The organism is Coxiella endosymbiont of Ornithodoros maritimus (assembly GCF_907164965.1).
In the GTDB taxonomy this organism is placed as follows: Bacteria; Pseudomonadota; Gammaproteobacteria; order Coxiellales; family Coxiellaceae; genus Coxiella.
Genome location: NZ_CAJRAM010000054.1, coordinates 1 through 18,833, shown reverse-complemented (window position 1 = coordinate 18,833; position 18,833 = coordinate 1). Strand labels below are relative to the sequence as shown.

The window sequence follows — 18,833 nt, the reverse complement described above, 5'->3', positions numbered from 1 at the left end:
GACTCGGCCGTGAAGGTTTTGTATGCTTCAATTAATACAGCAGATGCCCCCGCGGGAGGACGACGGGTTTTTAAGTTTTTCACGCTTCACCACGGGTGGGTAATGATAGAGGCCCCTTGTGTTAAGAAGCTTTGAAAGGAACAAGGTGAATGAAAGAGAAGCATCAACTTTACAGCCATTAGGGGTTTGTGCTTAAGTTGACGCCTAGGCGTCCCCGCGGGAATGACCAGTTATTAAAATTACTGGAGGCTTTATTATGGATAAACTTAAAAAATTCGCTATTTACCTTACTAGAATCCGCTGGATGGGTATTTTGGATTTTCTAATTGGGGCGGCTGTTCTACTAAACGAATTTTTTTCTTTATGGGATGCTAATTTCTTTACTTCAAGTGGGGTGTCGCAACGTCTTATGTTTCTTGCTATGCATAATAATTTTGTTGTATTGAAAAACCTACCTCGCTTAGTGCCTCATGAAGCTGCTATACTAGGGCATCTAACAGCGGTAATTTTATTCTTGACTGCGGTGGCAATAATTTTGTTTATTATGCGCAACGTTATGTTTTTTACCGCTACCTTGATATTTTTCTTTTATTATTTATCGCATTTGTGTTTGCTGGGAATAATATCGACGTTTGAATATTTGTTACCTTTTTTATATTCTGTATTTGTATGGTTATCCTTTTTGTCAGATCATGCCTTGTTGCAGAGAGAGAATAAAAGAATTCAGTTCTTTGGCTTTAAAGTTTTTGAAAATAAGCAAGTTTTAGTGAATGTTATTCTTGTCGCTTCCTTACTGCTTTGGTACGTTAATTGTTTATCAAACAACCTTAATCAATTATCCAACCTTGTCGGCATTAAAACAGCAATGACCTTTGCAATCTTTGGAATAATCAGTTTGTGGATGTATAAATTATGTTATAAAATCAGACTCGGCATGACTATGACAATTCGGCTTTCCGTACAGTACGCCCTATTTACGCTAAATTACTTCATTTCCTGTGGTTAAAGTTATTGACAGTGCTGATTGGGGCCATGTTAGTATTTCAAATTTACGAAGATTATCTATTGCATTAGTTTACTATTATGGGTTATCAACAGCTCATCTATGTTTATAGAAAATACAGATTCTCTGGCTTTTTTCTGAACCTTTATCGAATTTCTTGGCACTAAAGCAGAAATTATAATGCCCATCCAGCTTGTAGTGGAATCCATTTGTGCGTTGTCATTAGTAATTTTAGTACTACGCGTATCTTTTATGATTATTGCCACACTTTTATTTGGGTTATTAACTTATGTTGAATCGGTGTGCCAGCAACATGGCCCCTGGCGGCTCCATCTATCCCGACTTGGACGTGGGAATTATTGTTTACGCTTGTAGTTAGTATTAGACCAGGACTACCTTCTTCTCCTGAAGAAGATCGTTATATTTTAAATCTGCTTGTTTCCGCCATGCACGCTGGTTTTGAAGATCAATCTAGATTTGCTAAGTGGTTTTCTACAAATTATCCAAATATAACCACCCCGTTTCCACCCCGAACCTATTTTGGTCATTATTTAACTGATTTATCTCTCTTTGCAAGAGCAATCCCAACGACAGGGCATCACAGTAAAATATTTTACTAACACTGAAGTGACTGTTATTAAGGCCTTAAAGCACAATCAATATGAAATTACGACGATGAAGGGAGTCAAAGGGGATTATATCGTTCTTTGCAGCGCTCACATTCCTAATAACCGGTATTCTAATTTAAGAGGATTTTGAGGTTGTCGACATAATCAATAGCTTGAAGGGGTTTTTGATAATATAGACCCGAATGAAGCAGTTGGAATTCTTAGATCAAGATTATCGGCAATTGATGCGGTTCGGAAATTAGAAAGGCAAGGTCATAGAGGAGAAATTTTTATGTTTTCTCGAAGCGGTTTATTACCTGCCGTGTTAGGTAAGGAGGTCACGCCTTATCCTTTGAAACATCTAACGCTTGATAATTTTGACCGCCTTACAAAAAGTGAGATGGAAAATTTACCGTTAGATGCCCTGATGGATTTATTTTGGAAAGAAATCAGCGAGGCAGAAGGCAAAAATATTTGATTTGACAGTATTAAAAAATCCTCTTTTGAGATTTCAGGCACCGAATGAATGGAGCACGAAATTAGACAAGCAGAAAAAGGCTAGCGTGCTTGGCAGCGAGTCTTAATTTGCATTCTATCCTATTGTTATTGTCCCTCAAGTATGGCGATTATTCTCTTTTGAGAAGAAAAAACGATTCTTGAGAGAATACCATAGTCTTTAATATGACTTATTTAGCGGCTTTTCCATTAGATAACGCTTATAATATTTGTCAGATGTTACTTGGCGGTCAGTTAGAGGTAATTGGTAGATTATCTATTAAGATCAATCTTTTATTATTCAGACCAGCGATAAAGAACATCGTTTTAGAACCTTATTTAATGCTATAGGTCCAGGCTATGACCCCACGGCTTTTCCGCTTTATCGTCGGTATTGAAGTTGAGGAGCGGCATCGCCCTCTTGATAAGGCGCTACTTGCTTAGGACCTCGAACGAAGCCTTGCGTTTTTAGAGTTGCTACTCGAATTTAAAAACAAAATAGGAAGTCGTCTTAATGAGGTGGTCGGTATTAGCGATCGCTCCTTACGTATTTTGATAAGTTTAAAAGGTCATCTTATACTTGATAGTTTCCTTTTTTCTGATTTTTCGTTATCAGTAAAACCGCTTTTCGAAAAAGCTACCGCACTTAAAGTACAAGGACGTTTTTTGAATTAATTGATCGCGTTGATACCTTTTTCTCTAGCGTTAACAACGTTCAAGAATGGCAAAAAGCTACGACGCTTATAAAGAATTCTTGGAACCTATTAATTAGTGATATTCCTAATTTTACCCTCACCTCACAGCATAAAAATAAAGCGTTTCTGCTCTTAATATTAGAGCAATACATAATTCACTTAAACGAAAGAAAAGAGGATTATGATTCCCAGTTCTTTTTTATTCTTTAGAGAGGGAATTTCAATAAAAGAAAAAATGGTGGCGGCGGAAAAATTAAAGAATAGTAGAAGATCCCTGGGAGAAAGGATAATGGAATAAGTTAAGAAGTTTGAAAGACGACCCTGTATTAAGGAACGGGCGACTAGGACAAGATCTATTGCCATATGTTAAAATTACAATCTGCGGAAGACAAGCGTTTCTTGAATGAAGTCATATGCTAGCTTACTTCGAGGCCCCCTTTCCATAAAGAAATCTTTAATAACTATTTTTTTAATGGGTGATTTATCATTTCATCCACTTTTAGGTGGCTTTTGTTCGAGATTATGTTCATGTGATGGACTTAGCAGAAGCTCATTGACTAACTTTCTACTATTGTCAGTAGAAGAGCCCTCTAATTTTAGCTGTTTTTATGCGATCGCTAGCAGTTCAATTTTAAAAGTGTATCACGCGCTATTGCTATTGAGCTGGCGTCAAGGAAATTTACAATATAAATTTTATGTAAAGTTTCTGATAGACTTAACCTATACTGAAACCAAAGAGTAGAGGAGTCAGGATGCACCCGAAATTGTCTAAATCACCTCTGACCTACGTGTTAGCACAGGTGAAGTTTACTAGCATCGGGGACATTGAAAAATATGTTCCTGAGTTTCAGGATAAGATTCCTGATCTCTTCCTTCATTATCAGTTTGCTAATATTTAGGCGCTTCAATTAAAGGAAGGCCAACAGCTCAATCATGCCATTTTGAAGCAATAGCAGCAATAGCATTTTATAGATAAAAACAAGCAAACCGGTATTATCCTTGATAAGCAAACAATCATCATCCATACGACCTGTTGTGATCGCTTCCAACCTTTATTGGAAAAATTTGCAGGGGTATTGAGTAAATTCCATGAGCTTTTAAAGTTTTCTCTCTTTATTAGTTTAGGATTGCGTTATATCAATTTTTAACCAAAACAGAAACCACCCAGTACAGCCAAAGAAGGCGTGATAAAAATTCAGGCTATTCGCATCGCTGATAGGCAGTTCGTTGGTGGATTATAAAATGTTTTTATACCACCAGAATTGTTTGGATCGGGTAAGTTTCTAACTTTTGAAGGACGACGTGAGCCCGAAAAAGATTTCTTATTATTAGACCTCGATTATTTTAGTACGGACCAAGGTGATTTTGATATAGACGTCATTTTAAGATGGCTTTATCGATTACATGAAGTAATTTATTAAGGATTCTCTCAAGCAATTGGGGCGGCGAACTTGGTAAGCTGGAAGTAAGGGATGTATGTATAAAAGCGAGATCTCATTATCTAATCTGCCACATACCGGATTGGTTGAGGTGGAAGATAGTTCTACACAAGGGACTGATTTTATAGAATACAATCCTAAAGTGACTCCTGTCCTTGTAGCTGCCTTGGTAGGGGTATTGGCGATTGGTACAGGGACAACTCAATTGGGCTTCTATCCCCTGCTAGGACAAGAGTCCACCGCTGTTGTCGGCACTCAATCGCAGCAAAGTGCTGTGCCTCATGCCATTGAGATGCGATCATTTAATGAGCAGCTCCAGCAAGTAAAGCGATCAATGGGTCTCAATGTTTTGGAATTAGCAGCTATTTTACGAGTCACTCGTCCTACGATTTACGGTTGGATGGCGTCAGAAGAAATTGAAATGCGTAAGAAGAACTAAGAGCGCTTAAATCGTCTTTATGAAATTGGTAAAGCTTGGAGAGAAAAAAATTGGGGCGTCTAGGCAGTTATTCCATAAAACATTAGGCGATTCCAATGAGTCGCTTTTAAAAGGTAGACAGTGGGATTTAGGTAGCATCTGTCAATATTTAAACAGCGATAATCGATCTGTTACAACCAGGCGGCAATAAGAGGAGGCGCATGAGGCGTTGCTAAAAAAACATGGTTTTGAACCCTTATGCAAGGAGGAGAGGGAGGATAAACTCAATGATATTGATTTTATGATTCACAATGCAAAAAACATTCATCGACTCTCAGAAAATAAAACAGAATGGCTGGAAGCAAGGAGCCAGGCGTTGAAATTATTCGCACATATGACATTGAGCAATGTTACTAAGATCGAGTTAAAGGAAAAATCCTAGAGAACTACACTTATTTATTGACGCGATGGGTAATTTAGCATTTTCCCTTATGAACGATATTTTATTCGACGAGATCAGCTAGAAAACTTACAAGCAGATTCTGTTGTAACGGCAGATCAGCCATTAAAAATCCTTACTACGTGGATTGCTAAAAGATACATACGCCCAGGGTTTCCAGATGAGCTCAATGATCGCATTAAGGCAATCAATAGAAAATTAAAGAATATCATGGAAAAACATGTTAAAAGCACGTTGGGGTTATTTATTGATGTGTTACCTGATCAAGAAATTGCTTCCGATCAAACCTATAAAATTTGTGTGGTTGTATTGATGCACCAGGAATACGAAAATGATGAAGAAGAATTATAAAAGCTTAAAGATAGTTTCGATCGAATATTCAATTGAATACTCATTTTATTAGATAAAATTAAAGGAGTTGAGGTTGATGAAATTTCTCAGTTTCTTACAACTAATATCAGTTATTTTGAAACCAAGAAACTGAAATAGTGGGATCTTGATTATTTAAATTTTTTAAATGACGAAGATAATGAGATTATCAATAACACAGTGTTATAGCGAAGAAAAAAGAAATGCAATTAAATGAATTATAAAATCTCAACAGAGAATAGCACTCCATGCCAGCATTTGCTTAAATTCTGCGAGGAAAACACGAAGTTAGAAAGATGAAGGGCGATTAACTCAGTTCATAACGCACAGAGCGCAATGTTCTTGAAGCATTCTTTTCATAAGCAAGCTTATAATTAAACGATTTTTCGATTTTCTTTTGAGTCAAAAGGAGGCGGAGCAGGGTTTCCGTTTAATTTCATTGTCCCTGGTTTGTCTATGAATGAGCCCTCTGAGAGGGCAAATCCTAAATAGAAGTGTGACAGTCAAAAATCCTATATATTCATGTTCTTGAGAGAGTTGAATAACAAGGAGACTATCGTATGGGTAAGTATACTCATTTGACGATCTCAGATCGACGTTGTTTTTATACATTGCTTGAAATAGAGTTTTCCATGACGGAGATAACAAAGCAGTTATCAAAGCATCGGTCAACGCTATACCGAGAGGTCAACGCTATACCGAGAACTGAAAGGTAATAGTGAGCCGGATGGGGTACTGAGCCTATAAAGAGCCAATTAAAAACAGAAGAGCGGGGAAAGCAAAAACGGCTAAGCAAATTACAAAAAAATAGTGTGCTGCGGGATTACGTTGTTAGAAGCTTAGAAAAGGGTTGGAGTCTGGAACAAATATCAGGTCGCATGAAATACCGCAAACTCACTTTTTATGCCTGTCCTGAAACGATTTGTCAATTCGTCTATCGGTCGAAAAATAAAGCACTTTATCATTGCTTATCGTATAAAGAACCTAAGAGACAAAAGTGTTATGCCAGACAAAAAAGTCCTTGGCGATACGGAAAAATACGCTTAATTACCCAAAGGTGTGAGGAGATTGCAACCAGAAAACGCTTTGGACACTGGGAAGGAGATACTGTTCAGTTTAAGGGAACGAAAAAAAAAGTCGTAACGATATTGGTTGAACGAAAATCTCGAATGGTTTTTCTAATAAAAAATAACCGCAGATATTCTCGAGCTGTGATGGATAAAATAAAGAAAAAATTTGCCACTTCTTTCTGAAAAAATGTTTAAAACTATTACTTTTGGTCAAGGCATTGAGTTCGCTAATTACAGGCAACTTGAACCCGATAATGAATGTAAGGTTTATTGTTACGAAAGATATTCACCTTGGCAAAAAGGGAGCAATGAATATATGAATGGTCGGTTAAGTGGTACTTGCAGGGAAGCTGATATTGACAGAATTACACAAGAAGAGCCTGATCAACTCGTTACAAAAATGAACCGGCGCCCTCGCAGATGTTTAGGGTACAAAATACCCCAAGAACTGTTTATACAGCAGTACAAAAATGATCGTCGTATTTGGTTCTAGAATACATCGAGCCCTCTTGTGCAGGATTTGAGAAATAGTCTTTAAAATCAAAATTCTACATGGTGGAGGCGGCGGGAATTGAACCCGCGTCCATAAATCATCCGCCGTTGACACTACATGCTTAGCATCGTCTACAATTTAACAGCCAATTGCCCGACGCGCAGGGAAAATTGACTGCGAGCTCTTCTGTTTAACCTTTAAGTCATGAGCCATGCTTGAGGGCGAGCTTATATGCTATGGCCGCTGGTAGGGATCTATAAGCGAATCCCAGCAACGGAAGAAGCTTTATGCGTAAGCTTCTTGGAGATAATTACTATCGTTTGCAACTATCTGTTTGCAACTGATGTATTTACGAGCCTTCGTTGCCGGCTCGACATGCGTCTCGGGTTTCAGGATCCACGTCGAAGCCTGGTCGCCCCCGAATTCACACTTTATTGTAAATCAATTGGGCGGCAGGGTAAATGCTGCTATCGAACGGAAAAATAGACATTTAAATTGGCCTCCAGTAAAATACACTCCACGAAGACCTTGCAAAAATTATTTGCTCCCATAGGATTGGCTTTTGTCTTAAATGGCTGTGTCCCCATTTATGAGACTGGCTTACACTTATATCCCTCCAAAATCGTTCCGGGCATGTCAATGTGTTAACGAATGTTTGGCTCAAAAGTCTGATTGTCAATCGCATTGTAGTTTTCGGGAGTAGCGATGTCGAATACAAGCTGTAGCGGAATGCTTATTTTGTGTATTATTCTTATTGTTCTTTCAATTGCGGTTGTGAATCGGATGATCGTCAGTGTTATTCCAATTGTGGCGGCAAAGTGATTCCACACGCCCGCTGTATCGCATTTTGTAAGAAGCAAAATGCTTAATTAAAAACGCTTTACATAGTGATGATAAAGGCTATTTCCCCTTTTTTTGATAATGATCCTGATGATAATCTTCCGCAGGCCAAAAAATACTCACTGGCGCTAGTCCAGTGGTAATGCGATAACCCTTTTCTGTTAACGTCTTTATTGCCGTTTTAGCCATCTGTTTTTGTTGATTATCATAATAAAAAATAACACTGTGATATTGATCGCCAATGTCAGGACCTTGTCCATCCGTTTGTGTGGGATCGTGAATTTCAAAAAAATAATGAAGGATTTTTTCATAGTTAATTTGTTGAGGATCGTATAAAACGCGGATAGCTTCGACATGTCCCGTCGTACTGCTGCACACTTCTTGATAGGTAGGGTTGTTTTTATGTCCACCTATGTAGCCGACTTCAGTTTTTAAAACGCCCCGTAAACGTTTAGAATAATATTCTACACCCCAAAAGCACCCGCCGGCGAAAATCGCTTCTCCGGTATCGCGGATTTGGTTATCGGTTACAAAATCCAAACTCAAGGAATTTACGCAATAACGTGTATTTTTAGACGTTAACGCTTCTCCTTTAAAAACATGTCCTAAATGGGCTCCGCAATGTTCGCAACGAATTTCAATGCGCTGCCCATCAGGATCGGGCAATCGCTTTATTGTTTCCGCAATAGCCGCGGCGAAACTCGGCCAGCCGCAGGCCGAATGAAATTTATCTTGTGAACGAAAAATAATACTATCCCGCATTGTCGACAGAGATAACTGCCAGTCTCTTCTAAATCGGTATATTTACCCTGGAAAGCAGGCTCCGTCATTTGGTCGCAAGTGACGTGACGGACTATTGGTGGGAGTGAGGAGCGTTTATCCATGAGATTTCAACACACGATGTTTCTCGTGTTCCCACTCGCGGCGTTTGATGGTTTCTCGCTTATCGTGGGTTTTTTTACCTTTTGCAAGGGCGATTTCAGCTTTGACATGATTTTTATGCCAATGTAAATCCAGCGGAACCACTGTTAAGCTTTGTTTTTGAACTGCTCCAAACAGTTTTCCAATTTCACGCTTGTTCAAAAGTAATTTCCGCGAGCGTTGAGGGTCAGCTTTCATATCTTCCGCGACATTGGGAAGTGGGGAGAGGTGCGCACCAATTAACCAGGCTTCACAGCCTTTAAAGACAACGTAACTATCCCGCAATTGCACGCGGCCCGCGCGAATACTTTTGACTTCCCAGCCTTCCAACACTAACCCTGCCTCAAATCGCTGCTCAACGTAATAGTCGTGCAATGCCCTTTTATTTAGAGCGATAGTTCGTTGTGCCGGTTTTTTGGAAATTTGCTTGTTCATGGCGTTGGCTATATTATCGGAACGGTATGCCCAATATCAATAAAAGTAAAGTTGTTTCTTATCCTCAAAATCAAATGTACGAATTGGTTAACGATGTGGAATCGTATTCTGAATTCGTCCCTTTTTGTAGCGAAAGCCGCATCGATAGCTGCACGCACGAAGAAATACGCGCCACGATCTCGTTTGCCTGGGGGGGATTCAGTAAGTCATTTACTACTTTAAACCGGCTCCAGCCTTATAGAATGATAGAAATCCAGCTAATTAATGGGCCTTTTCGGCAATTGGAGGGTTTTTGGCGTTTTGGACCCCTGGATGGTGACCGTTGTCGAGTTTCTCTAGATTTGGAATTTGAATTCGCTTCGCGCTGCCTAGGGTTAACGTTAATGTTTGGCCCACTGCTTAACCAAGTGGCTACCCTGTTAGTCGATGCTTTTTGTGAACGAGCGGATGTCGTTTATGGGAAAAAGGCATGATCTCCGTTATTGTCGCCTACGCTATTCCCGAAAAACAAGTTGAGATCCCGTTAACGGTTGAAGAAAGTTGCACCTTGGTGGTGGCCGTTAAACGTTCAGGGATTTTACAGCAATTTCCTGAGCTTAATTTATCTCAAGCGATCGTCGGCATTCACAATAAACGCACCACACTCGATGCGGGGCTGTGTGATGGCGACCGGATCGAGATCTACCGCCCTCTAAGCATGGATCCTAAGCAAGCACGTTTATTGCGGGCTAAACGCGGAAAAATTCGGCAAATGGTTAAGGGTGAGGGAGGATAACCCTGTCTCTGGGTTGATTTTTATCAGTCCAGAAACTCACGACGCAATTATCACGTAAATACACAATTAGACGCGTAGAGTGCATTTTGTGATGGCCTTCTTTTTTAAAGGTATACACGTACACCAAACGCTTGTCAACATAGATATTGGTCAATACAGGGGTTCCTAACAGGGATTCCACCTTGGTTTTTGTCATGCCTTTATGTAAAGCACCTAAGTCTTTATCGGTAATCACATTGCCTTGTTGGACAGGCGGACGGTAAATGCAGCCGGTTAGAGTAATGGCCATACAGATCAAAAGAGAGAACAAAGTCATTGTACGCTGCATAGAAGCTCCTTTTTATTTGAAGAGTAGTGATTATATCGCATCTGTTTTTGAATGCCATCCAATCAGGGATTTTTGATAGGTGTGTGATAAAATACTTCTTCGACAGTAAATTTGCTGGGGGTCACTTTGGAAGATCAAGAATTGCGAAAGGCAGGCCTCAAGGTTACCCTGCCGCGAATTAAGGTGTTAAAAATTTTAGAGAATGAGGACCCGCATCACATGAGTGCAGAAGATGTCTATCGTAAATTAGTAGAAATGGGAGAAGATGTGGGGCTTGCTACTGTCTATCGGGTGCTCACGCAATTCGAAGCAGCGGGCCTGGTCAAACGGCATAATTTTGAAGGCGGCCATTCTATTTTTGAGATCGATCAAGGCGAGCACCATGATCATTTGGTGTGCGTGCATTGCAGCAAAGTGGAAGAGTTTGTAGATGCTCTAATAGAGGATCGCCAAGCCGTCATTGTGAAGAAATCTAAATTCAGAATGACGGACCATAATCTGACGATTTATGGCATTTGCCATGATTGCGAAAAATAGTCGTTTGGGGGGGGTAGCGGGCGTGCTGAAAAAATTTCACATTTTGTTGCGATAAGGTAATATTATCTCGTTGTGTTATTGCGCAACGTTAATAGAAAGAGGCGGTAACTTTATGAAAATTAAGAAAAATTATTAAGCGCCCTAGCGCGAGTAGTGGCTATCACTAGCCTTTTTGCAGTGACGCCTTCTTACGCCTATGCTCATTACTATCCCCATTAGTGTCATCACTACCACCACGGTGGTGGCTTTTTCGTTACTGCACTTGTTTTTGGAGCAGTGTTGGGAATGATCCCAGGTGTGGCTGCAAGTCATGATTATGCTTACCGACAAGTAAGTTACGTCCGTCATTGCCGATACAACCTCTGGCACGGCTATTATCGCATTTGCTACGTAGAAAGATACGTTTCCTACGTCTGTTAATTTAACCTTCTAAGCGGGATCTTTGCAGCTAGTAGAGATTCCTCAGAGGGGACTATCTGTCCTGTTTGGCGGGCTCACGCAGGTGCTTCGCATCACCGAGTAAGGCTTTTAATTTGATGAACCTACAGTAAGGAAAAATACATTATGCTTCGTCAAGCCTCATCACCTTCGCCGCCCAGCAATGGACTGAAAATTGAAGAAAAAAATCGGATCGGCCAATTCTTTCCTATCAGGAAATTTCCGAGATTGCCTCTACATTTAAGTTTCAGGATTACCCCACACCCGAAGAAGCCTTGGTTGTTTTAAGCCGTTCGCTTCACGAAGGTCCCTTTAAAGGAGCTACGGCTTTATGGATGAAACTTCATTATTGTTCTAGGGATGAAGAAATTGAAAATTCAATACGGAAGTCCAGAGATTTTTTTGAATAGCTAATCCCCTGGTTAAAAGACGCATACCTTAATATAGATTTTGCGGCGACGTTTTTTCAGTTGCTCCAACAACGGCCCGGGCCGGGAAAAATGAGCACTTTGATGGTCTAGATGAGAAATTTCAATCTTTATTAAAAGATAATGCTCTATCCTCCACACCACTCCGATTTGTCGTCGAGATAATTGAAGAAGAACACTTTTCGTTGATTGAAAGACATCGGGAATATTCTCCGGTTTTAGCAAATCTAAATGAAAAAAATAATATTTACTCTTATCGATGGAATTATCAACCACCTTCCTTTCTCTCGGGGATAAGCTTTCTTGAAAATCATTATAATAATTATGACGAAGACAATAATTCTGTCACGCTATTTTTTCCACTATGTTAATAGACTAGAATCACCCTATTCGAATCGTCTAAAAGAGAAATTGGCAGTGTTGATTGAATATGTTTGTCGTTTACCTGATAATGAATTAATCGCTTTTTTACGGAAGGGAACGAAAAAAAATACCTGTATCTCAGATGACGACGAGGAGAGCCCTTTTTGGTGTTTATATATCAGGTGCCTAAATAAAATAACCCCTCAGGCTGCTTCAGTGCCATCCAGATGTTTTAGAAAGTTTCTTATGTTTTGAATACTACAAATACTACGAAGATAAAATCTACTATGAAAATATTCTGGAGCTTGCTATCGAGAGTACTGTAGAAATAGAAGCTTTTGAACAGTTATTGTTTCGTGTTAGCCGAACTAAGAGATCTGTGTTTCACGATCAAAAACCACAGCATAAATTATATCAGAATTAAGCGGAATCTTCGCAGGCTAGCAGGGATTCCGCATGGGCAATTGTTTGTTGGGTAATTTTAGTTCCACTTAACATTCGCGCTAATTCTTCTACGCGCTCTTTTTTCGTTAGTTGCTCAATTGCGGTAGAAACACTGTTTTTTCTAATTATTTTTTTGACGTAAAGGTGATGGTGTCCCAGTGCGGCAACCTGTGGCAAATGCGTGATGCATAACACTTGTGTTTTTTCACCGAGTTCGCGCAATAATTGGCCCACGATGCCCGCCGTTTTGCCGCCGATACCGGTGTCCACTTCATCAAAAATCAATACTGATGTATTTTCTTTTTGTGCGGTAATGACTTGAAGCGCTAAGCTAATGCGAGAAAGTTCTCCACCGGAAACAATTTTTTGTAACGGTAAAAATTCTTGCCCGGGATTGGTGTTGATATAAAAAGCCATCTTTTCTTTCCCCTGGGGTGAAATTTCGGTTTCAGCTTTTTCAAATCGAACCATAAATTGGCCGTTGTTCATTCCTAAGAGCTGCATTTTTTCAGTGATCTTTTTTTCTAAAATTTTTGCAGCTTTTTTTCGGCTGCCTGAAAGTTCGCTTGCTGTTTTTTCATAGTTAGTTTTAATTTCAAGCTGGCGTTGTTTTAAGCTCTGAATTTTCTCTTCAATATTTTTCAGCTTTTCAATCCGCTTTTGGAGAGATTTTCTCACATCAATTAAATCGTCCGGACTGGTGTGATGTTTGCGCGCTAAATCGTGAAGTAGGGATAAACGCGTTTCTAATGAAGTTAAATTCTCTGCGCTTAAATCCAATCGTTCGCAGTAATGATTAAGCTCAGTTCCAGCCTCTTGCAAATAAATAGCGGCGGTATTTAGCATCTCTTTTATGGCAGTCAATTGCGAATCTTCCATTTTAATTTCATTCACTCGTTCAATCGCTTGTTGCAAAAGTCGCGAGGCTGATATTTCATCGCTTTGCACGGTAAGCGTAATCGCTTGCGTCAATTTTTCAATGAGTGATTTGGCATTGTGCAATTGTTGATGTTGTTGACTTAGGGTCTTCCACTCACCTTCTTGTAAATTTGCATTTTCTAATTCTTCAAATTGATAACTGAGAAGCGATAATTCGTGATCACGGTTTTTGGCTTGTTCATTTAATTGATTTAATTCCATTTGGAGATTTTTCCATTGGAAATAATCCTGTCGAATTTTATCAAGCAGTTCGTGGTGATGCGCAAAATTATCTAACCATTGTTGCTGTCTTTCACGTTTTAATAAAGTTTGATATTGATGTTGGCCGTAAATTTGCAAGATAAAGTGAGCAAACTCTCTGATTAACTGCTGTCTACAAGGATGGCCGTTAATCGTACTGCGGCTGCGCCCATCAGAAAAAATAATTCGTCGTACAATACAATCAAAACCATCCGAAAAATCTTTTGCTTTTAACCAAGCTTGCGCATCGGAGTTATTCGAAATGTCGAAGCATAAACTGATATCGCATTGATCGGTTTCCTTGCGGATAACAGTCGTATTGGCTCTCTCGCCCAGAGTAAGGTTGACGGCGTCGACAATGATGGATTTTCCAGCCCCGGTTTCTCCTGTTAACACAGTTAAACCTTTATCAAAATCAAGACTTAAAGATTCTACGACAACAAAATTTTTAATGTGAATATGCGTGAGCATGCCTTACACCTTAGCCACTCGTTTTTCCCAATCTAGCTTGCGGCGCAATGTCTCATAATAATTGTAATCAGTGGGGTGAATAAGGTGCAATGGGTAAAGATATTGACGAGTATAAACCTTTCCGCCAGGTTTAATCGATACGCGTTCTTGTCCGTCGTTACTCACATAAGGGAAAACGTCATTTTCAGGCGAAATAGTAATTTTTATTTGGCTTTCCGCATCGACCACGATAGGGCGACTGCTTAAAGTATGGGGAAACATAGGGACTAAGGCCATCACATTTAGCTGTGGATGCAAGATAGGTCCTCCGCCGGATAGGGCGTAGGCGGTTGAGCCAGTCGGGGTTGTGATGATTAGCCCATCGGCGCGCTGGTTGCAAACAAATTCGTCGTTGATAAAGATATCAAACTCGATCATTTTGGGAGCATTGCCGGACAACAACACGATATCATTGAGGGCGATGCCTTGCGCAACGATTTCATTATCTTCTTCGATTGTCGCTTCTAACAAAAAACGCACTTCTTCGCGGTAATGACCGTCGAGAATGTCATTGATTTGGGTAGGCTCATTCGGAGGGATATCAGTTAAAAAACCCAAACGACCGCGATTGATGCCAAGCACAGGGAGTTGCTGAGGCACGGCGATATGAGCTGCATTTAAGAGACTTCCATCGCCGCCCACGACGATAAGTAAATCTGCTTTTTTTTTGAGATCGTTGGCTGGGACAGTGAGTAAACGACCCCCATTAATCATATGCGCTGCATTTTCTTCTAAAATAACTTCCCTGTTTAACGAGACAAGATAATCTTTCAACGCGACTAACGTTTCGGGCACTTCCTCGACCCCTTCGCGCCCCATTAAGGCAATCCGATTGAATGATGGTTTACTCACAATTTTGAGCATAGCTTTTTTGCGCTAAGAATTCTAGCTGGATCGATTGAGATTGGAATATAGTCTTTAATTATGTATATTTACACATTTACATATTTAGAGGCGAACATGAAAGCATCTATTTTAGATTTAGGTTATAACATGAAATCTGTGCTAAAAGCACTGGATCGAAATGAGGAAATTGAAATTCTCTATCATGGTAAAGTGAAAGGGAGAATTCTTCCCTATCGAAAGCCCAGTAGCAAAAACAAGCTCACTGAACACTCCTTTTTTGGCATGCTCGCTGATGATGAAGAGAAAAGTGTCACTGAGCAGGTGGATACATTACGCGGTGGTCGTTACAATGATCTTTGATACGGATATATTGATTTGGGTTCAAAGAGGGAACCTGAAAGCGGCAGGATTAATTGAAAAAGCAGAAGAGCGAATGATTTCCATCTACTCTTACATGGAAATGGTCCAATGCGCCATCCCTAAATCCCAACACAAAATTATGTATGCTTTTCTTCGCGAATACGATTTTAAAATCCAGTCGCTCTCTGAAAAGATAGGACATCGGGCAGCTATTTATATCGAAGAGTACGCTTTATCCAGCAGTTTGTGTGCCGGTGATGCAATTATTGCCGCTACAGCTGTTGAGAATAATTTGGGTATTGCCACCACTAATAACAAGCGGTTTAAATGCATCAAAGACTTGCAATTCAATTTGTTTAAGCCTTAAGAAAGCGTGAATCTTTTTGTGAAAATCAATTTTTTGTTGTAGTATGTCCCATCATTGGGAGGCTGTATGAGTAGAAAAAACAATCCAGAATCTGAAACCAAAGCAAAAAATAAATGGGAAAAAGTGATGGAAGCTGAGCAAGAGCAAGAGCAAGGCGTGGGGGATGATGGTGCTCAAGAGATGGAGACTCATCGAGAGGGCCTTGAATTTCCCAGCCGCGAAAAGTTAGAAGCTCAGCTCGCTCGCATGGAGTGCAAGATCGACGAGTATAAAACTCAATACCTGCGTGCTCAGGCAGACATGGATAATTTGCGCAAGCGCACTGAACGAGAAAAAGCGGATATTATTAAATTTGCTTCAAAACAATTAATTACTGACCTCTTACCCGTCGCTGACAGTCTTATTCATGGACTTGAGGGTCCAGTCTCAGAGGATCCTCAAGTGAAAAGCATGCGCGATGGCATGAGCTTGACGCTTGATTTATTGCATAACACGTTAGCAAAACACGGCGTTCAGGTCATTAACCCAAACTCAGGTGATCCTTTTGATCCTGCCCTTCATGAGGCCATGTCTGTACAAGCAGTACCTGAGGCAAAACCAGATACAGTTATTCAAGTACTCCAAAGAGGTTATCAACTCAATGGTCGGGTTCTGCGTGGGGCGAGGGTCATTGTGGCGGGTTAAAAATCTCGGCCGTAAACGACCGAGATTTTTACCATTTTGAATTTCGCCCGCGCGGGAACCCGCGCCAACGCTGACCAAAGGGGGCATTGCATTGTTTCCTTTTGGAGACCCCATCGCTCTTGTCCCTGGCGTCAGAGATTTTTCTCTTTAAAATACCTCGTCCAACTCGTAAGCGTACAACAAGCGTTGTAAATTTTTCCCGACATATGTGGAACGGTTGTAAACATAAAATTGAATATAACTTTCGAGAATATATTCATATCCTTTAGTTTTTAAGATTTTTATAATCGGCTTTGCGCGTTCAATATGTTGTGGGTTATCCGCAGAACACCGTTGAAAAAGGACACCGGCTAGTAGAGCCGCAATCGACGCTTTACGGGGCCGGTGAGGCTGATTCAAATTCTTGGATGACCGCTGATAATGCTCGATGTGCATCCCAATCCCGCCAGCGATGAAAAAGTTCTAAGCTATCAGCAAGTAAATGATCCGTAGAGGACGGCTGCGGTGATTCATGAGATTGCAGTTGTAACATCAAAGTGAGGCTGGGAATAATGGCTTCTACGTTTGCCCATGAACAATTGCCAATGACTTGATTTTTTAAAGGAATCTCTGCAATAGCCTGCAAAGATAATTGTCTTTGTAAGGTGTTTTGAATATCTTGGATGGATTGTTTACGAAACAAAAGATCGGCTATCAATGGTACCGTTATATTTGAGATCGATTTATAAAATAAATGGGTATGTGATCGAAAGGTTCCAATTCTAAAGAGCGACCGCAAATCGCTATAAAGATTTTTATATTTTACGCCCGTTATCGCATGGCCTTCTTGGCTGATGGGTAAAAAAAGGAGGGGATCGTTTTTTAATAGCCGGAAAATGGCTTCCTGTTGTTGTTCTGGTTTTTTTAAGTAGTGATCGTATTCTAATACCTCGCTCGCTTGCCTCAATGCGGTACTTATTGTTTGAATATAGCTAAACCATGAGTTAATGGGACGGGCGGCGAAATTGTGGGAGAAATTTAATAACGAATCCCGAATTAAATCGAGGCTGAACTCCAAATAAAAACCTTCATAATCAACTTCCGTGAAAACACTATCCGCATCAAGAATATCTACACTGCCGATCAATTCAAAACGATGACCTAATAATTTTGCATGGATATAGTCGTTGGCGAAGGTATATTTGGCGCCGTGTTTAACCAATAGTTTTTTAGTTTTTTATCGTGACGTAAAATTGGTTTTGCTAAAATAGGTTCGCTGGTAAGCGTATAAGGATTGGGATTAGCGTCATTGGTGACTAACAGTTCTATCAATTCATATTTATTATTAGCCACAGCCCAATGTAACGGGGTGCGGCCGGTGATATCTTTTTGGTTAACGTCTGCGCCGGCGGTGATAAGCATTTTTTGTTTTTTCAATATCACCAACAATAACCGTTTGAATGAGGGGCGTATAACCATACTCATCCAAATAATTAATCTCGGGCGATTGTTTTATCTGATGTTCCAGATCTTCTACGGAACCGATGATAATCGTGTCTGATGATAAATTCATAATTATCGACTAAGTGTGGGTGATTTATGCAATGCAGATCTTATTTGCAATTTTTGTTGTAATTGCTGACTAAGTTGTTTAGCTAATTCTGGATCGTGAATAGCATTATCTGCCGTTTGCTCTATGGCTGTCTTATTCGTAGCTGCATTGGCGCTCATTTTATTGGGTATGCCTTCTTTCATTCCAAGCAAGTGAAGATGAGGTTTCACTGAGCCTCAGTGGCCCATTCATTCCATTGCTGGCTTCTGGAGCATCAAATAACGGTCCTGTAGGATAACCGAATGAGCGTTGACCTTGGCGTTCAAGCGCACGTCGCCCAGCTTCACCTAATTTCGTATGAGGGTTAACTTCCGCAGAATCCGGTTGAAAATCGTTGACGTCAACGACGTCGATAATAAATAGTATAGTAGCTTCCCGATAGTCACTGTTTGCTCGGATTTTATAAAGATATGACGTATCCAACCGTTATAAGCGATCACCACGGGGGTGAGCGCTTCTCCAGATTTAAATTGCAGCAGCGTTTGACCCTGGCGAATTCGGTCGGCGCACTGAACTTGTATATCGGTGACGGTACCGGTTATTGGCACGTAAATTTTCTTTAGCATTTTCTTAAAATACCCTTTTCTATTCCTATCCCCTTCCCTTATTGTAATGAAGAAAGCTTAATTTCCTATTAAGAAATATTCCTCAAATTTCCATTTCTTCTATACATGACGAAAGTTCTATACATGACGAAAGCAGTTCAGTTGATGAAATAGTGAGAAAAGCTGCTGAGT

The 18,833-nt window shown here is 40.2% G+C and carries 15 protein-coding genes, 1 other RNA gene and 9 pseudogenes; 16 read left to right on the top strand and 9 right to left on the bottom strand.

Features of this window, described 5'->3' with window-relative positions:
- Window positions 1-256: 256 nt before the first annotated feature.
- From OWO34_RS05910 to OWO34_RS09995, 8 genes and pseudogenes are all read left to right on the top strand, one after another.
- Window positions 257-1,386, top strand: a pseudogene (locus tag OWO34_RS05910) (hypothetical protein); the annotation flags it as partial.
- Entirely contained in the window at window positions 1,363-1,623 is a 261-nt protein-coding gene (locus OWO34_RS05905; RefSeq protein WP_267256875.1) for an FAD/NAD(P)-binding protein, read from the top strand. The pseudogene OWO34_RS05910 and the gene OWO34_RS05905, both read left to right, overlap by 24 nt.
- A gap of 280 nt (window positions 1,624-1,903) precedes the next feature.
- A complete protein-coding gene (locus tag OWO34_RS05900) occupies window positions 1,904-2,089 on the top strand; it encodes a hypothetical protein (protein WP_267256874.1) in 186 nt (61 codons plus the stop codon).
- A gap of 407 nt (window positions 2,090-2,496) precedes the next feature.
- Window positions 2,497-3,221: pseudogene (locus OWO34_RS09840) on the top strand (hypothetical protein); the annotation flags it as partial.
- A gap of 1,056 nt (window positions 3,222-4,277) precedes the next feature.
- Entirely contained in the window at window positions 4,278-4,679 is a 402-nt protein-coding gene (locus OWO34_RS05895) for a MerR family transcriptional regulator (RefSeq protein WP_267256873.1), read from the top strand.
- A 208-nt stretch (window positions 4,680-4,887) separates the two neighbouring features.
- On the top strand, window positions 4,888-5,100 hold the full coding sequence (locus OWO34_RS05890; protein WP_267256872.1) for a hypothetical protein: 213 nt from the start codon (window positions 4,888-4,890) through the stop codon (window positions 5,098-5,100).
- Between the two features lie 228 nt (window positions 5,101-5,328).
- Window positions 5,329-5,469 carry a hypothetical protein gene (locus OWO34_RS05885; protein WP_267256871.1) on the top strand — a complete coding sequence of 47 codons (141 nt, stop codon included), beginning with the start codon at window positions 5,329-5,331 and terminating at the stop codon, window positions 5,467-5,469.
- A gap of 578 nt (window positions 5,470-6,047) precedes the next feature.
- Window positions 6,048-7,050: pseudogene (locus OWO34_RS09995) on the top strand (IS30 family transposase).
- A gap of 60 nt (window positions 7,051-7,110) precedes the next feature.
- Here the strand turns inward: OWO34_RS09995 and ssrA are convergent.
- Window positions 7,111-7,470: a transfer-messenger RNA gene (ssrA, locus tag OWO34_RS05875) on the bottom strand.
- Between the two features lie 90 nt (window positions 7,471-7,560).
- On the opposite strand from ssrA, the pseudogene OWO34_RS05870 reads away from it, so the two are divergent.
- Window positions 7,561-7,919: pseudogene (locus OWO34_RS05870) on the top strand (hypothetical protein).
- Here OWO34_RS05870 and OWO34_RS05865 read toward each other — a convergent pair.
- Both OWO34_RS05865 and smpB read right to left on the bottom strand, forming a co-directional pair.
- Window positions 7,920-8,774, bottom strand: a pseudogene (locus OWO34_RS05865) (bifunctional methionine sulfoxide reductase B/A protein). It abuts the pseudogene before it with no gap.
- Entirely contained in the window at window positions 8,767-9,246 is a 480-nt protein-coding gene (smpB, locus tag OWO34_RS05860) for an SsrA-binding protein SmpB (protein WP_267256869.1), read from the bottom strand. Before smpB ends, OWO34_RS05865 begins: the two are co-directional and overlap by 8 nt.
- Window positions 9,247-9,272: 26 nt before the next feature.
- Here smpB and OWO34_RS05855 point away from each other — a divergent pair, with 26 nt between their 5' ends.
- The gene (locus tag OWO34_RS05855; RefSeq protein WP_267256868.1) at window positions 9,273-9,719 is read left to right on the top strand and encodes a type II toxin-antitoxin system RatA family toxin; all 447 of its coding nucleotides are present in this window, start codon (window positions 9,273-9,275) and stop codon (window positions 9,717-9,719) included.
- Window positions 9,716-10,021: an RnfH family protein gene (locus tag OWO34_RS05850; protein WP_267256867.1), complete on the top strand. Its 306-nt coding sequence runs from the start codon at window positions 9,716-9,718 to the stop codon at window positions 10,019-10,021. Before OWO34_RS05855 ends, OWO34_RS05850 begins: the two co-directional genes overlap by 4 nt.
- Here the strand turns inward: OWO34_RS05850 and OWO34_RS05845 are convergent.
- Window positions 9,965-10,349: pseudogene (locus OWO34_RS05845) on the bottom strand (outer membrane protein assembly factor BamE). The gene OWO34_RS05850 and the pseudogene OWO34_RS05845 sit on opposite strands and share 57 nt — an antisense overlap.
- Before the next feature lie 126 nt (window positions 10,350-10,475).
- Between OWO34_RS05845 and fur the strand changes: the two are divergent.
- Both fur and OWO34_RS05835 read left to right on the top strand, forming a co-directional pair.
- Window positions 10,476-10,886 (top strand): ferric iron uptake transcriptional regulator, encoded by a 411-nt coding sequence (gene fur, locus OWO34_RS05840; protein ID WP_267256866.1) that lies wholly within the window; start codon window positions 10,476-10,478, stop codon window positions 10,884-10,886.
- A 70-nt stretch (window positions 10,887-10,956) separates the two neighbouring features.
- A pseudogene (locus OWO34_RS05835) lies at window positions 10,957-11,306 on the top strand (hypothetical protein).
- Window positions 11,307-11,746: 440 nt separating this feature from the next.
- On the opposite strand, the gene OWO34_RS05830 reads toward OWO34_RS05835, so the two are convergent.
- From OWO34_RS05830 to OWO34_RS05820, 3 genes are all read right to left on the bottom strand, one after another.
- Window positions 11,747-12,028 (bottom strand): hypothetical protein, encoded by a 282-nt coding sequence (locus OWO34_RS05830; RefSeq protein WP_267256865.1) that lies wholly within the window; start codon window positions 12,026-12,028, stop codon window positions 11,747-11,749.
- Window positions 12,029-12,535: 507 nt separating this feature from the next.
- The gene (gene recN, locus OWO34_RS05825; protein WP_267256864.1) at window positions 12,536-14,209 is read right to left on the bottom strand and encodes a DNA repair protein RecN; all 1,674 of its coding nucleotides are present in this window, start codon (window positions 14,207-14,209) and stop codon (window positions 12,536-12,538) included.
- Window positions 14,210-14,212: 3 nt separating this feature from the next.
- Window positions 14,213-15,112 carry an NAD(+) kinase gene (locus OWO34_RS05820; protein ID WP_267256863.1) on the bottom strand — a complete coding sequence of 300 codons (900 nt, stop codon included), beginning with the start codon at window positions 15,110-15,112 and terminating at the stop codon, window positions 14,213-14,215.
- A gap of 60 nt (window positions 15,113-15,172) precedes the next feature.
- Here OWO34_RS05820 and OWO34_RS05815 point away from each other — a divergent pair, with 60 nt between their 5' ends.
- The 3 genes from OWO34_RS05815 to grpE are packed head-to-tail and all read left to right on the top strand — an operon-like array spanning window position 15,173 to window position 16,505.
- Window positions 15,173-15,454: a type II toxin-antitoxin system Phd/YefM family antitoxin gene (locus tag OWO34_RS05815; RefSeq protein ID WP_267256862.1), complete on the top strand. Its 282-nt coding sequence runs from the start codon at window positions 15,173-15,175 to the stop codon at window positions 15,452-15,454.
- Window positions 15,444-15,821, top strand: a complete 378-nt coding sequence (locus OWO34_RS05810; RefSeq protein ID WP_267256861.1) for a PIN domain-containing protein — start codon at window positions 15,444-15,446, stop codon at window positions 15,819-15,821. The genes OWO34_RS05815 and OWO34_RS05810 overlap by 11 nt, the downstream gene beginning before the upstream one ends.
- Before the next feature lie 54 nt (window positions 15,822-15,875).
- Window positions 15,876-16,505 (top strand): nucleotide exchange factor GrpE, encoded by a 630-nt coding sequence (grpE, locus tag OWO34_RS05805; protein WP_267256860.1) that lies wholly within the window; start codon window positions 15,876-15,878, stop codon window positions 16,503-16,505.
- 147 nt (window positions 16,506-16,652) lie between these two features.
- Here the strand turns inward: grpE and ankH are convergent.
- A pseudogene (gene ankH / locus OWO34_RS05800) lies at window positions 16,653-18,057 on the bottom strand (Dot/Icm T4SS effector AnkH/LegA3).
- A gap of 2 nt (window positions 18,058-18,059) precedes the next feature.
- Window positions 18,060-18,662, bottom strand: a pseudogene (locus tag OWO34_RS05795) (acetyl-CoA carboxylase biotin carboxyl carrier protein subunit).
- Between the last annotated feature and the right edge of the window lie 171 nt (window positions 18,663-18,833).